The sequence below is a fragment of the Pseudomonas sp. R15(2017) genome (assembly GCF_002112685.1).
Classification (GTDB): domain Bacteria; phylum Pseudomonadota; class Gammaproteobacteria; order Pseudomonadales; family Pseudomonadaceae; genus Aquipseudomonas; species Aquipseudomonas glycinae.
In genome coordinates this window covers 282,597-297,301 of the sequence record NZ_NEII01000005.1, presented here as the reverse complement: position 1 = coordinate 297,301, position 14,705 = coordinate 282,597, and the positions used below count along the sequence as shown (strand labels likewise).

Below are 14,705 nucleotides of genomic sequence, written 5' to 3'. Positions count from 1 at the left end.
AATATTTCAAGAAATTTCAGATTTCGCGATGAGCGGACAGGAACTTCGTCCGAATGCATAGCTCATACCACCGGTAACGATTCTCGCCGAGTTTGTACGAGATAACTTACGCGGAGCAGATAGCCATGTAACCAAGTTGTCACAGCAACTTGCCTAGATGACTAACTAGTCTCAAAGCAGACGATGGACAGGAGATACGCACCATTAATATCCCCTACAAAGGCCATGGCCGCGCCCTTATAAACGTGCTCGCCTGAGCACCCAACCGCTTGATTTACGGGACTTTCATCCTGACATCGAGCGCGCAAGACGATTGCACAAGAGTCTTCTCCAAAGAAGATCGGCTGCATAACAGGGCACGTCATAACAACAAGGCCTGGTTACGCACATCTTGAGTGCACTTATTTAGACACTCGAAACTTAGTATGCCTGCACACGGCATTGTGGCGCCTGTATGCCGCACTTTCGAGTGCACTAATGAACGCTGAACACCATTAACTCCGGCCCTCTAAGGCCTGATATATACAGAGGTAATTGCGATGCGCATCAGCATATTTGGTTTGGGTTACGTTGGCGCAGTATGTGCCGGTTGCCTGTCTGCTCGGGGTCACGACGTGGTGGGCGTCGATGTTGCCAAAGACAAGATCGACATGATCAACGCTGGCAAATCTCCCATTGTTGAACCGGGCCTGGGTGAGCTGTTGGCACAAGGTATCCAGACCGGCCGTCTGCGCGGTACAACCAACTTCGCCGAGGCGATTCGCGACACCGACCTGTCGATGATTTGCGTCGGTACGCCGAGCAAGAAGAACGGCGACCTGGAACTGAACTACATCGAAGCGGTGTGCCGCGAGATCGGTTTTGTCCTGCGTGAAAAGTCCACCCGTCACACCATCGTCGTGCGCAGCACCGTCCTGCCGGGCACCGTGGCAAACGTTGTCATCCCGATTCTCGAAGACTGCTCGGGCAAGAAAGCCGGCGTTGATTTCGGTGTTGCCGTGAACCCTGAGTTCCTGCGTGAATCCACCGCGATCGCCGACTACGACCAGCCACCGATGACCGTCATCGGCGAACTCGACAAGGCTTCGGGCGACGTTCTGCAGTCGCTGTACGAAGAACTCGACGCACCGATCATCCGCAAGGACATCGCCGTCGCCGAGATGATCAAGTACACCTGCAACGTCTGGCACGCCACCAAAGTGACCTTCGCCAACGAGATCGGCAACATCGCCAAAGCCGTGGGCGTCGATGGCCGCGAAGTGATGGACGTGGTCTGCCAGGACAAGACCCTCAACCTGTCCCAGTACTACATGCGCCCGGGCTTCGCCTTCGGCGGTTCGTGCCTGCCGAAAGATGTGCGCGCCCTGACCTACCGCGCCGGTTCCCTGGACGTCGAAGCGCCGCTGCTCAACTCGCTGATGCGCAGCAACGAATCGCAAGTGCAGAACGCCTTCGACATCGTTGAAAGCCACGACAAACGCAAAGTCGCCCTGCTCGGCCTGAGCTTCAAGGCCGGCACCGACGACCTGCGCGAAAGTCCGCTGGTGGAACTGGCCGAGATGCTGATCGGCAAGGGCTACGACCTGAGCATCTACGACAGCAACGTCCAGTACGCCCGTGTCCACGGCGCGAACAAGGACTACATCGAGTCGAAGATCCCGCACGTATCGTCCCTGCTCAATTCGGACTTCGATTCGGTGATCGACAACTCCGACGTGATCATCCTCGGCAACCGCGACGAGAAGTTCCGCGCCCTGGCCGAAGAAGCACCGCAGGGCAAGCAGGTGATCGACCTGGTGGGCTTCATGTCCAAGGCCACCAGCGCCGGTAGCCGCACTGAAGGCATCTGCTGGTAACTCGGCCCTAAGCGACAAGCCTCGAGCTGCAAGCCAAAGCGTTTCACTTGCAGCTCGAAGCTTGAAGCTTGTCGCTTAAAGCTCCCATCACCTTCGGATGACGGTCATGTCCAAGCTCAAACATTTTTTCCTGCAATCCGCCGGCTGGCTTTTGTTTCTGAGCCTGCTGATGGGCCTGGCCCTGATGCTGCCCACGTCCACGTTCGACTCCGAGTCGAAGGACTTCATTTTCCTGATTGGCGCCGTAGGTATCTGGCGCTACTCGATGGGTGCCACGCACTTTGTACGCGGCATGATTTTTCTCTACATCGTCTACCCGCACCTGCGCCGCAAGGTTCGCAAGCTGGGTAAGGCGGCGGACCCGTCCCATGTGTTTCTGATGGTCACCAGTTTCCGCATCGACGCGTTGACCACCGCGCAGGTTTACAGCTCGGTGATCCGCGAAGCCATCGACTGCGAACTGCCGACCACCGTGGTCTGCTCCATCGTCGAAATGTCCGATGAGCTGCTGGTCAAGGCACTGTGGGCGCGGATGAATCCGCCGGACCGGGTGAAACTCGACTTCGTACGCATTCCCGGCACCGGCAAACGCGATGGCCTGGCCTATGGTTTCCGCGCGATCTCCCGTCACCTGCCGGACGACCGCGCCGTGGTGGCCGTGATCGATGGCGACACCGTGCTCGGCGAAGGCGTCGTGCGCAAAACCGTGCCGTGGTTCCAGATGTTCGGCAACGTCGGCGGCCTGACCACCAACGAGTTCTGCGAAGTGCGCGGCGGCTACATCATGAGCGAATGGCACAAGCTGCGTTTCGCCCAGCGCCACATCAACATGTGCTCGATGGCCCTGTCCAAACGCGTGCTGACCATGACCGGACGCATGTCGGTGTTTCGCGCCACCGTGGTCACCAACCCGGAATTCATCGCCGACGTGGAAAGCGACTCGCTGCAACACTGGCGCCTGGGCCGTTTCAAATTCCTGACCGGCGACGACAAGTCGAGCTGGTTCAGCCTGATGCGTCTGGGCTACGACACCTTCTACGTGCCGGACGCCGCGATCAACACCGTTGAACACCCGCCGGAAAAGAGCTTCATCAAGGCCAGCCGCAAACTGATGTTCCGCTGGTACGGCAACAACCTGCGGCAGAACTCCCGAGCGCTGGGCCTGGGTGTGAAACGCCTCGGCGCCTTCACCTCGGTGGTGCTGTTCGACCAGCGCGTATCGATGTGGACCTCCTTGCTCGGCCTGACCGTGGCCATCATCGCCAGCTTCAAGTATGGCACCGCGTTCATCCTGGTTTACCTGCTGTGGATCGGCATCACCCGTCTGATTCTGACGCTGCTGCTGTCCTGCTCGGGCCACCGGATCGGTCCGGCCTACCCGGCGATTCTCTATTACAACCAGATCGTCGGTGCGCTGGTGAAGATCTACGTGTTCTTCCGCCTCGACCAACAATCCTGGACTCGCCAACCCACTTCCCTGACCCGTGATCTCGCCAGCTTTCAACGTTGGTTCAACACCTGGTCGTCTCGGACCATGACCTTCTCCGCCGGCAGCATTTTCGTCGCCGTGCTGCTGATGATGGTCTGACCTGCCCCTATTGAATTAACAAGGAAATCGCCCCCATGAATACCGCCGTCAACGCCAACGTAGTGCATGAATCCGAAGCCCAGCGTCAGCACGCCCGTGTGAAAATCCCGGCCAAGCTGCGCTTCTTCGGCCCCGACCGGACTCCGGTTGAAGCGCGGGTCCTCGACCTGTCCGCCGGTGGTCTGGCGTTCAACGCCGGACAACTGCCGCTGACCGTCGGCGAGGTGTACAAGGCGCGTCTGCAGTTCGTCATCGACAACCTCGGCCTGGCCATGGACGTTGAACTGCAAGTGCGCTCCTACGACCGCCAGACGGGTCGTGCTGGTTGCCAGTTCCAGAACCTTGAACCGCAGGACATTTCGACCCTGCGTCACCTGATCACTTCGCACCTGGCCGGCGACATCGTCAGCATCGGTGAAGTGCTGGCGACCCTGCAGCGCGACAACTTCACCAAGGCGCGCAAGGTCAAGGACGGCGACTCCGGCATGACCCCGTTCGGTCGCCTGAAAGCCGTGACCTTCAGCGCCGGTATCTTCGCGGTCGGCCTGGTGGCGGCGGGTTTCATTTTCAAATCGGTGTACAGCATGTACTTCGTCAGCCATGCGCAGGCCGGCCTGGTCAGCGTGCCGGGGATGAACATCACCATGCCGCGCGACGGCACCGTGCAAAGCCTGGTGAAGTCCGACGGCGTTGCCGCCAAGGGCGCACCGCTGGCGACGTTCAGCACCAGCATGCTCGACGTACTCAAAGGTCACCTGGAAGAAGATCAACTGTCCCCGGCCAAGGTTGAAGAACTGTTCGGCAAGCAAATGACCGGCACCCTGACCTCGCCGTGCGATTGCACCGTGGCCCAGCAACTGGTGGCCGACGGTCAATACGCGAGCAAGGGCGACGTGATCTTCCAACTGGTGCCGCGCAACACCCAGGCCACCGTCGATGCGCGCTTCTCCTATCGCCAGTTCGGCGACGTGCGTCCGGGCACCCCGGTGAGTTTCCAGATCGCCGGCGAAGACAAGACCCGCACCGGCAAGATCGTCAGCAGCACCAGCCTGAAAAGCGCTGACCTGTCCTCCGACATCCGCGTGCAGATCCAGCCTGACGAACCGCTGGACAGCCGCTTCGCCGGCCGCCCGGTGGAAGTCAACAGCGACCGTGGTCCGAACCTGAACTGGCTGATCGACAAAGCCATGGCTGCCGGTCTTTAAGTCGAGGACATGCCTGTGACGAGCCCTATCAGAATCCCGCCGGCCCCACTGAGCCTGGCCATGGCCATGGCAATCGCCCTGGCCGGTTGCGCCGGCCTGCCCGACCAGCGTCTGGCCAACGAAGCGCTCAAGCGCGGCGACACCGCGACCGCCGCGCAGAACTACCGTGCGCTGGCCGACCTGGGTTACAGCGAAGCCCAGGTGGGCCTTGCCGACATCCAGGTCGACAGCCGCGATCCGGAACAAATGAAACAGGCCGAAGCCACCTACCGCGCCGCCGCCAGTGTTTCGCCGCGTGCCCAGGCCCGACTCGGTCGTTTGCTGGTGGCCAAGCCCGGCTCCACCGAAGCCGAGCATCAGGAAGCCGAAAGCCTGCTGAAGAAAGCCGCCGCCAGTGGCGAAGGCAACACGCTGATCCCGCTCGCGATGCTGTACCTGCAATACCCGCACAGCTTCCCGAACATCAACGCCCAGCAGCAGATCGATCAATGGCGCAAATCCGGTTACCCGGAAGCCGGTCTCGCTCAGGTGCTGCTGTATCGCACCCAGGGCACTTACGACCAGCATCTGGATGACGTGGAAAAGATCTGCAAGGCCGCAATCAACACCACCGACATCTGCTACGTCGAGCTGGCCACGGTTTATCAGAAACGTGGCGCGCCGGAGCAGCAGGCCGAGCTGATCAAGCAACTGCAGGCCGGTTACAGCCGCGGCACCGTCAGTGCTCAGCGGGTGGATTCGGTGGCCCGTGTGCTGGCCGATTCGACCCTGGGCAAGACCGACGAAAAAACCGCGCAGTCGCTGCTCGAGCCGATCGCTCCGGGTTATCCGGCGTCGTGGGTCACCCTCGCGCAACTGCTGTATGACTTCCCGGAACTGGGCGACATCGACCAGATGATGAAGTACCTGGACAACGGCCGCGCCGCCGATCAGCCGCGCGCCGAACTGCTGCTGGGCAAGCTCTACTACGAAGGCAAACTGGTCCCGGCCGACGCGAAAGTCGCCGAGGAACATTTCCAGAAAGCCGTCGGCCGCGAAGTCGCTGCCGACTACTACCTCGGCCAGATCTATCGCCGTGGCTACCTGGGCAAGGTCTATCCGCAGAAGGCCCTCGACCATCTGCTGACCGCCGCGCGCAACGGCCAGAACAGCGCCGACTTCGCCATCGCCCAGCTGTTTTCCCAAGGCAAGGGCACCAAGCCCGACCCAGTCAACGCCTACGTGTTCAGCCAGTTGGCCAAAGCGCAAAACACCCCGCAAGCCGATGAGCTGGCGACCACCCTCGCCGCCCAGCTGCCGCCCGAGCGCCTGGCCGAAGCCCAGCGCCTGCTGCAACAGGAACAGGCGACCCGTGGCGCCCTGAGCCAGAACACGCTGCAACTGCACGCCCTGCAAGAAGAAGACGGCGAGGAAAAATTATGAAATTGAATCCCTTTGTGAAGGCCGGCATTGGCCTCACGTTCGCGTTGATCTGGTCTTGCCCGACCCTGGCCGCGATGACTGAATCGAAAAACTTCGGCCTCGAAGTGAAAATCACCGGTCAGTCCGAAGACGACCGCGACCTCGGCACCGCCAGCGGCGGCGACGTCAACGGCCTCGGCCTCGACCTGCGTCCGTGGGTCTACGGCGAAAGCGGCGCGTGGAGCGCCTACGCCATGGGCCAGGCCGTGACCTCGACCGACATCATCGAGACCGACACCCTGCAGCAGTCCGACGGTGAACAAACCACCGACAACGGCGACCGCAAGACCAAGAAAAACTACCTGGCGATGCGCGAATTCTGGGTCGGCTACAGCGGCCTGACGCCCTACCCCGGCGAGATCCTCAAGTTCGGTCGCCAGCGCCTGCGCAACGACGACGGCCAGTGGCGCGACACCAACATCGAAGCGCTGAACTGGACTTTCGACACCACCCTGCTGCGCGCCAATGCCGGTGTCGCCGAACGCTTCAGCGAATACCGCACCGACTTGAAAGAGCTGGCCCCCAAAGACAAGGATCGCCTGCACGCCTACGCCGATGCCGCTTATCAGTGGACACCGGGCAACTGGGTCGGCATTCGCGGTCACCACACCCATGACGACGGCAAGCTCGACTACGCCGAACCCGGCGTACCACGCGATTCGCTGGATAAAACCCAGAACGGCGACATCAGCTGGCTCGGCCTGACCGCCGACAGCGACGCCTACAACTGGCGCAATACCAACACCGTCAACTACTGGGGCAGCATCACCGGCATGAGCGGCGACCGCGACACGGTCAACGCCCTCAACGCCGATGGCACTCGTCCGGCGCAAGCCAAGCGCAGTGACAACGTCGACGGCTGGGCCACCGACATCGGTGTGCGCCTGCGCCTCGATCCGCAGTGGCAGGTCGGTGCGGCGTATGCCCGTGCCAGCGCCGATTACGAACAGAACGGCCTGGAAAGCAACCGCTCGAACTACACCGGTACTCGCTCGCGGGTTCACCGTTTCGGCGAGGCCTTCCGTGGCGAAATGAACAACATGCAGACCGCCACCCTGTTCGGGTCGTGGATGCTCAACGACCAGTACGACGCCAGCCTGATCTACCACAAGTTCTGGCGCGTGGACGGCAACAAGCCGGTGGGCAGCAACGGCATCAACGCAGTGGAAAACAACACTGACGACGTGACCGGCGCGATCCTTTCCAGCACCTCGTTGCCACTGCAGGACGGCAACAAGGATCTGGGTCAGGAGATGGATCTGGTGGTCACCAAGTACTTCAAGCAAGGCTTGCTGCCGGCGGCGCTGAGCCAGTCGATCGACGAGCCTTCGGCGCTGGTGCGTTTCCGTGGAGGTGTGTTCAAGCCGGGTGACGCCTATGGCAGCCAGGTCGATTCGTACATGCACCGCGCGTTCATCGACGTGATCTGGCGCTTCTGATGCTGACCGCCAAGGGAGTGCCCGACATGAACAGTGCCCGCAAAGGCTCACTCAGCCTGCTGGCCGGCGCGATGCTGCTGGCCTCGGCCGGCGCCTTCGCCAGTGTGGAACCGGCCAAACCCGCGACCACCGCGAAAGAGCTGCAACAGGCCAAGACCTACACCGTCAGCAGCGCACCGACCGAAGCGCTGGAACTGGCCAAGCCGAAATTGCCCGACCTCTCCGGCTACACCGCCGAAGCCGCCGCCGCGAAAATCGTGCGCAGCAAACCGGGCAAGATCAGCGTGCGCCGGATGATGCAGGAAGACGCCCTGAAGGACTTCATCGGCGGCGACAACAAGATGGCCGAATGGGTGGTGCGTCAGCACGGCATCCCGCAAGCGATCTTCGTCGACGACGGCTACATGAACCTGAAAGAACTGGCGCAGAAACTGCCCAAGCAGTACTTCAGCGAAACCTCGCCGGGCGTCTACCTGGCCAAGTTGCCGATCGTGGTCGGCCGCAAAGGCATCCTCGAAATCGACGGCCAGACCCAGGAGTTGCGTCTGTCGCAGGAGGCCGGTTCGTTCCTGGTCAACGACGGCCAGCTGTTCGTGCGTGACACCAAAGTCACCGGCTGGCGCGAGAAGGAAAACGGCCCGGCGACGTTCCGTTCGCCGAAGGAATTCCGCCCGTTCCTGCTGGCCTGGGGCGGCACCGAGACTTACATCGTCAACAGCAAGATGGCCAGCTTCGGCTACGCCAACAGTAAGTCCTACGGCGTGAGTATTTCCCAGTACACGCCGAACATGGCCAAGGTGCTCAAGCGTCCCGAGCCGACCGGCTGGATCGTCGGCTCCGAGTTCTCGGACATGTGGTACGGCTTCTACTGCTACGAGACCCGCGACTTCGTGGTCAAGGGCAACACCTACAAGGACAACATCGTCTACGGCATCGACCCGCACGACCGTTCCCACGGTCTGATCATTGCCGAGAACACGGTGTACGGCACGAAGAAGAAGCACGGGATCATCATTTCCCGTGAGGTGAACGACAGCTTCATCTTCAACAACAAAAGCTACGACAACCACCTCTCGGGGCTGGTGATCGACCGTAACAGCGTCAACAACATCATTGCCTACAACGAGATCTACAAGAACCACACCGACGGCATCACCCTCTACGAGTCTGCCGACAACCTGCTATGGGGCAACAAGGTCATCAGCAACAAGCGCCACGGCATCCGCATTCGTAACAGCGTGAACATTCGCCTCTACGAAAACGTCGCCATGGCCAACGGCCTGACCGGCGTCTACGGGCACATCAAGGACCTGACCGACACCGACCGTGACATCAAGCTCGACCCGTTCGACGCCCAGGTCTCGCTGATCGTGGTCGGCGGTGAACTGGCGGCCAACGGCAGCGGCCCGCTGTCGATCGATTCGCCACTGAGTGTCGAGCTGTATCGCGTGTCGATGCTGGCGCCGACCAAATCCAGCGGCATCAGCTTCAACGGCATCCTCGGCGAGCGCCAGGATGAAATTCTCGACCTGCTGGTGCGCCAGCAGAAAGCCGTGCTGATCGACCCTGTCGAACGCCAGACCGAATTGCAGGACTGAGGATAATTTTATGCACCCACACCTGATCAAATTACTCAGCCTGTCGGCCCTGACCGTGGGCATCCTGACGGCCAGCAACGGCGCCCGCGCCGATGAAGTCCAGCCACCGAAATTCACGGCCGAACCGTGCTGCAGCCTTTGCCCGGCCGCCCACGACGCGAAGAACTACACCACGCGCTACCAGCAGAACTTCACCACTCTGGTGCAGGCGCAGGGCGACTGGCTGTTCCGGACCCAGGAAGACTTGCGCACCGAGTTCAACACCACCCCGGCCGGCTACAAGCGCCTGCAACAGCTGCACGATGCCTTCAAGGCCAAAGGCGTCGAACTGGTGATCGTCTACCAGCCGACCCGTGGCCTGGTGAACCGCAACAAGCTCAATCCGGCAGAAAAAGCCGCGTTCGATTACGAGAAAGCGCTGGGCAACTACAAGACCATGCTCGGCCGTTTCGCCAAGATGGGTTACGTGGTGCCGGACCTGTCGCCGCTGACCAACGAGTCGCTGCCAGAGACCCTGCCCGCTCACGATTTCTACTTCCGCGGTGACCAGCACTGGACGCCATACGGCGCCCAGCGCACGGCAAAAATCGTCGCCGAGAAGGTCAAGCAGATTCCGGCCTTCGCCGACATTCCCAAGCGTGAGTTCGAAACCAAACGCTCCGGGCGCATGGGCAAGACCGGCACCCTGCACAACATGGCCGGGCAACTGTGCGGCACCAGTTACGCGATCCAGTACATGGACCAGTTCACCACCGAGCCGAAAGGCGAGGCTGGCGACGGCGACCTGTTCGGTGATTCCGGCAATCCGCAGATCACACTCGTGGGTACTTCGCACAGCGGCAAGAACTACAACTTCGCCGGCTTCCTCGAAGAAGCCATCGGCGCCGACATTCTCAATGTCGCGTTCCCCGGCGGCGGTCTGGAAGGTTCGATGCTGCAGTACCTGGGCAGCGACGAATTCCAGAAGACGCCGCCGAAAATCCTTATCTGGGAATTCTCGCCGCTGTACCGCCTCGACCAGGAAACCATCTATCGCCAGATGATGGCGCTGCTCGACAACGGCTGCGAAGGCAAAGAGGCGCAAATGTCCGCCAGCACCACGCTCAAGCCGGGCGGCAAACAAGAACTGCTGGTCAACAGCAAGAACCTGAACCTGCAGAACAGCAGCCATCAGGTCGACATCCGCTTCGCCGACACCTCGGTGAAAACCCTGCAAGCCACCCTCTGGTACATGAACGGTCGCCACGAGGACATCAAGATCGAGAAACCGGAAACCTCCGACACCGACGGTCGTTTCGCCTTTGAGTTGCGCACGGACGAAGACTGGGCCTCGCAAAACCTGCTGGCGGTCGAAGTCCAGGGCCCGGAAGCGGGCACCGCGCCACAGAAAGTCGAAGCGAAAATCTGCAAACGCAACGTATTCCCGGGCGCTGGGCAACAAACCGCTCAGGTCGGGCAATGAGGTCTGCTATGCGAAATCCGAAACTGAAAACCCTTTTGGCGCCGACACTGCTCGGGCTGGCGATCTTCGCCGGCACCGCGCAGGCCGCCGCACCACTGCGTCCGCCACAGGGCTATTTTGCGCCGGTGGATAAATTCAAGACCGGCGACAAGAGCGAAGGCTGCGACGCAATGCCGACGCCATACACCGGGCCACTGCAATTTCGCAGCAAATACGAAGGCTCGGACAAGGCCCGCGCGACGCTGAACGTGCAGTCGGAAAAGGCCTTTCGCGACACCACCAAAGACATCACCACACTTGAGCGCGGCACTGCCAAGCGGGTGATGCAGTTCATGCGCGACGGTCGCCCGGAGCAGCTCGATTGCACGCTCAACTGGCTCACCGCGTGGGCCAAGGCCGATGCGTTGATGTCGAAAGACTTCAACCACACCGGCAAGTCGATGCGCAAATGGGCGCTGGGCAGCATGGCCTCTTCGTACATTCGCCTGAAGTTCTCCGACTCCCATCCGCTGGCCCAGCACCAGCAGGAAGCCCAAGTGATCGAAGCCTGGTTCAGCAAAATGGCTGATCAGGTGGTCAGCGATTGGGACAACCTGCCGCTGGAAAAAACCAATAACCACTCGTACTGGGCAGCCTGGTCGGTGATGGCGACGTCGGTCGCGACCAACCGCCGCGACCTGTTCGATTGGGCAGTCAAGGAATACAAGGTCGGCGTCAATCAGATCGATGCCGACGGCTATCTGCCGAACGAACTCAAGCGCCAGCAACGCGCCCTCGCCTATCACAACTACGCCTTGCCGCCGCTGGCGATGATCGCCAGTTTCGCCCAGGTCAACGGTGTGGATCTGCGTCAGGAAAACAACGGTGCGCTGAAACGTCTGGGTGACCGGGTGTTGGCCGGGGTGAAAGACCCGGATCAGTTCGAGAAGAAGAACGGCAAAGAGCAGGACATGACCGACCTGAAAGAGGACATGAAATTCGCCTGGCTCGAACCGTTCTGCACGCTCTACACCTGTTCGCCGGATGTGATCGAGAAGAAGCACGGCATGCAGCCGTTCAAGACCTTCCGCCTCGGCGGGGACCTGACCAAGGTCTACGACCCGTCCCATGAAAAGGGCAACAAAGGTTCCTGACACTGACCGCTGATCGTTCCCACGCTCTGCGTGGGAATGCAGCCCGGGACGCTCCGCGTCCCATGCCGAAGCGGACGCAGAGCGTCCATTGAGGCATTCCCACGCAGACGGTTCGACGCCTCGACGTGGGAACGATCGTAGCTCTCCAGTTTTCAGCGGGGGGTTTGGGGGGGCTTTGGCCCTTGACTGTTGGTTCAAACATGGAGAGATCGGGATGGTATTTTCATCCAACGTGTTCCTGTTTCTGTTCTTGCCGATCTTTCTCGGCTTGTACTACCTGAGCGGGCAACGCTATCGCAACCTGCTGCTGCTGATCGCCAGCTACGTGTTCTACGCGTGGTGGCGGGTGGACTTCCTGGCGCTGTTCGCCGGCGTCACCCTGTGGAACTACTGGATCGGCCTGAAAGTCGGCGCGGCCGGCGTGCGCAGCAAACCGGCCCAGCGCTGGCTGCTGCTCGGCGTGGCGGTGGACCTGTGCATCCTCGGCTACTTCAAGTACGCCAACTTCGGCGTCGAGAGCATCAACGCGATCATGACCTCGTTCGGTCTCGAGCCGTTCATCCTGACCCACGTGCTGCTGCCGATCGGTATCTCGTTCTACATCTTCGAATCGATCAGCTACATCATCGACGTCTACCGCGGCGACACCCCGGCCACCCGCAACCTGATCGACTTCGCGGCGTTCGTGGCGATCTTCCCGCACCTGATCGCAGGTCCCGTGCTGCGTTTCCGTGACCTGGCCGACCAGTTCAACAACCGCACCCACACCCTCGACAAGTTCTCCGAGGGCTGCACGCGGTTCATGCAGGGTTTCATCAAGAAGGTATTCATCGCCGACACCCTCGCCGTGGTGGCCGACCATTGCTTCGCCCTGCAAAACCCGACCACGGGCGATGCCTGGCTTGGCGCGCTGGCCTACACCGCGCAGCTGTATTTCGACTTCTCCGGTTACAGCGACATGGCCATCGGCCTGGGCCTGATGATGGGTTTCCGCTTCATGGAAAACTTCAAGCAGCCGTACATCAGCCAGTCGATCACCGAGTTCTGGCGCCGCTGGCACATCAGTCTGTCGACCTGGCTGCGTGACTACCTGTACATCACGCTTGGCGGCAACCGCAAAGGCACGCTGATGACCTATCGCAACCTGTTCCTGACCATGCTGCTCGGTGGTCTGTGGCACGGCGCGAACATCACCTACATCGTCTGGGGTGCGTGGCACGGCATGTGGCTGGCGATCGAAAAAATGCTCGGCCTCAACACCGCGCCGCGCAGCCTCAACCCGATCCGCTGGGCGCTGACCTTCCTGCTGGTGGTCATGGGCTGGGTGATCTTCCGTGCCGAAAACCTGCACGTTGCCGGCCGCATGTACGGCGCGATGTTCAGCTTCGGCGACTGGTCGCTGTCGGAACTCAACCAGGCCAGCCTCACCGGTCTGCAAGTCGCGACCCTCGTTGTGGCTTACGTGACCCTGGCGTTCTTCGGCCTGCGCGATCTGTACACCAACCAGCCGCCGGCCAAGAGCAAACCTGAAGTCAACGTCGAGGCCAACGGCCCGGCCACAGCGACGCCGGGAATGATCAAGGCAGCCCCGGGCGAAAACCCGGCGAGCATCCATGAGCCTGGCTACACCGTCGGCGTCGAAGCCCAGGTGCAACCGGCCTACTGGGCCGCGGACTGGTCGCGCTACGTGATGCGCGGGCTGATCCTGCTGCTGTTCATCGCCTCGATTCTCAAACTCTCGGCGCAAAGCTTCTCGCCGTTCCTTTACTTCCAGTTCTGAGGGATCTGACATGACCCGCTCATTACGCATCTTCTACATCGCGCTGTTTCTGGTGACCCTGCTGGTGCTCGGTCTGTGGTCGGTGCGCAGCTTCTTCGGCTTCAGCACCAACGCCGACGCGACGGTGCTCAACGGCCGCTGGACCAAAGCCGTGGAAACCCACTACGACGATGAATTCCCGATCAAGCGCCTGGGCACCAACCTTTGGGCCGCGCTGGATTTCAAACTGTTCAACGAAGGTCGTCCGGGCGTGGTGCTCGGTCGCGATCAGTGGTTGTACAGCGATGAGGAATTCAACCCGATCGTCAACGAAGAGCTGAACCTGCAAGGCAACTACGCGCTGGTCGAAGGCGTGCGCCAGACCCTGAAAGAGAAAGGCGTGAAACTGGTGATGGCGATCGTGCCGGCCAAGGCTCGCCTGTACCCGGAACACCTGGGTGAAGTGAAACCGGCGAGCATCCACGCCAATCTCTATCAGGACTTCCACGCCCGTGTCGCGGCGGACAAGATCCTCGCCCCCGACCTGCTCGGCCCGCTGCAAGCGGCCAAGCAGAACGGTCAGCAAGTGTTCCTGCGCACTGACACCCACTGGACCCCGGAAGGCGCGGAAATCGCCGCCAACACCCTGGCCAAGACCATCTCCGACAAGTTCCCGCTCAGCGGCGAGCCGCAAAACTTTGTCACCACACCGGCGGAGAAAGTCACGCACAAGGGCGACCTGCGTCTGTTCCTGCCGCTGGATCCGCTGTTCGAAAACCTGATGCCGGCCAAGGAACCGCTGCAAAAGCGCAACACCGTGGCCGTCGAGCAACCTGCCGGGGACGACGCCCTGTTCGCCAACAGCGAAGTGCCGGTGGCCCTGATCGGCACCAGCTACAGCGCCAACCCGAACTGGAACTTCGTCGGGGCGCTCAAGCAAGCGCTGCACAGCGACGTGGTCAATTACGCCGAAGACGGCCACGGCCCGATCCTGCCGATGCTCAGCTACCTGAAAAGCGATGACTTCAAGAACAGCCCGCCACAGGTGCTGATCTGGGAGTTTCCTGAACGATATCTGCCTGTGAACAACGAAATCGGCGACGCCGACCCACAGTGGGTCGCAGAGCTCAAACAAGCCGGCGCTCGCCAACAAAACGTAGCCATCAACACTAAATCCGAGACGCCCGATCGGGCGCAAAACTGA

Annotated in this window: 10 protein-coding genes; all 10 read left to right on the top strand. The window is 61.0% G+C overall.

The features are described 5' to 3' along the window. Positions 1-539 precede the first annotated feature (539 nt). The 10 genes from CAF77_RS13080 to CAF77_RS13035 all read left to right on the top strand — a co-directional run bounded on the left by CAF77_RS13080 (position 540) and on the right by CAF77_RS13035 (position 14,705). Positions 540-1,856 carry a nucleotide sugar dehydrogenase gene (locus CAF77_RS13080; protein ID WP_064382457.1) on the top strand — a complete coding sequence of 439 codons (1,317 nt, stop codon included), beginning with the start codon at positions 540-542 and terminating at the stop codon, positions 1,854-1,856. Positions 1,857-1,962: 106 nt separating this feature from the next. Further along, a complete protein-coding gene (gene alg8 / locus CAF77_RS13075) occupies positions 1,963-3,444 on the top strand; it encodes a mannuronan synthase (RefSeq protein ID WP_163974069.1) in 1,482 nt (493 codons plus the stop codon). A 35-nt stretch (positions 3,445-3,479) separates the two neighbouring features. Continuing rightward, positions 3,480-4,649 carry an alginate biosynthesis protein Alg44 gene (locus CAF77_RS13070; protein ID WP_039769455.1) on the top strand — a complete coding sequence of 390 codons (1,170 nt, stop codon included), beginning with the start codon at positions 3,480-3,482 and terminating at the stop codon, positions 4,647-4,649. 9 nt (positions 4,650-4,658) lie between these two features. Then, positions 4,659-6,071, top strand: a complete 1,413-nt coding sequence (algK, locus tag CAF77_RS13065) for an alginate biosynthesis TPR repeat lipoprotein AlgK (RefSeq protein WP_064382458.1) — start codon at positions 4,659-4,661, stop codon at positions 6,069-6,071. Continuing rightward, positions 6,068-7,549 carry an alginate export family protein gene (locus tag CAF77_RS13060; protein ID WP_064382459.1) on the top strand — a complete coding sequence of 494 codons (1,482 nt, stop codon included), beginning with the start codon at positions 6,068-6,070 and terminating at the stop codon, positions 7,547-7,549. The genes algK and CAF77_RS13060 overlap by 4 nt, the downstream gene beginning before the upstream one ends. Positions 7,550-7,575: 26 nt before the next feature. Then, positions 7,576-9,147 carry a mannuronan 5-epimerase AlgG gene (algG, locus tag CAF77_RS13055; protein ID WP_011332555.1) on the top strand — a complete coding sequence of 524 codons (1,572 nt, stop codon included), beginning with the start codon at positions 7,576-7,578 and terminating at the stop codon, positions 9,145-9,147. Between the two features lie 10 nt (positions 9,148-9,157). Continuing rightward, positions 9,158-10,609, top strand: coding sequence for an alginate O-acetyltransferase (locus CAF77_RS13050; RefSeq protein ID WP_064382460.1), 1,452 nt, complete (start codon positions 9,158-9,160; stop codon positions 10,607-10,609). Positions 10,610-10,617: 8 nt separating this feature from the next. Then, entirely contained in the window at positions 10,618-11,742 is a 1,125-nt protein-coding gene (locus CAF77_RS13045; RefSeq protein ID WP_064382461.1) for a mannuronate-specific alginate lyase, read from the top strand. A gap of 214 nt (positions 11,743-11,956) precedes the next feature. Continuing rightward, positions 11,957-13,522: an MBOAT family protein gene (locus CAF77_RS13040; RefSeq protein ID WP_064382462.1), complete on the top strand. Its 1,566-nt coding sequence runs from the start codon at positions 11,957-11,959 to the stop codon at positions 13,520-13,522. A 10-nt stretch (positions 13,523-13,532) separates the two neighbouring features. Next, positions 13,533-14,705 carry an alginate O-acetyltransferase gene (locus tag CAF77_RS13035; protein ID WP_064382463.1) on the top strand — a complete coding sequence of 391 codons (1,173 nt, stop codon included), beginning with the start codon at positions 13,533-13,535 and terminating at the stop codon, positions 14,703-14,705.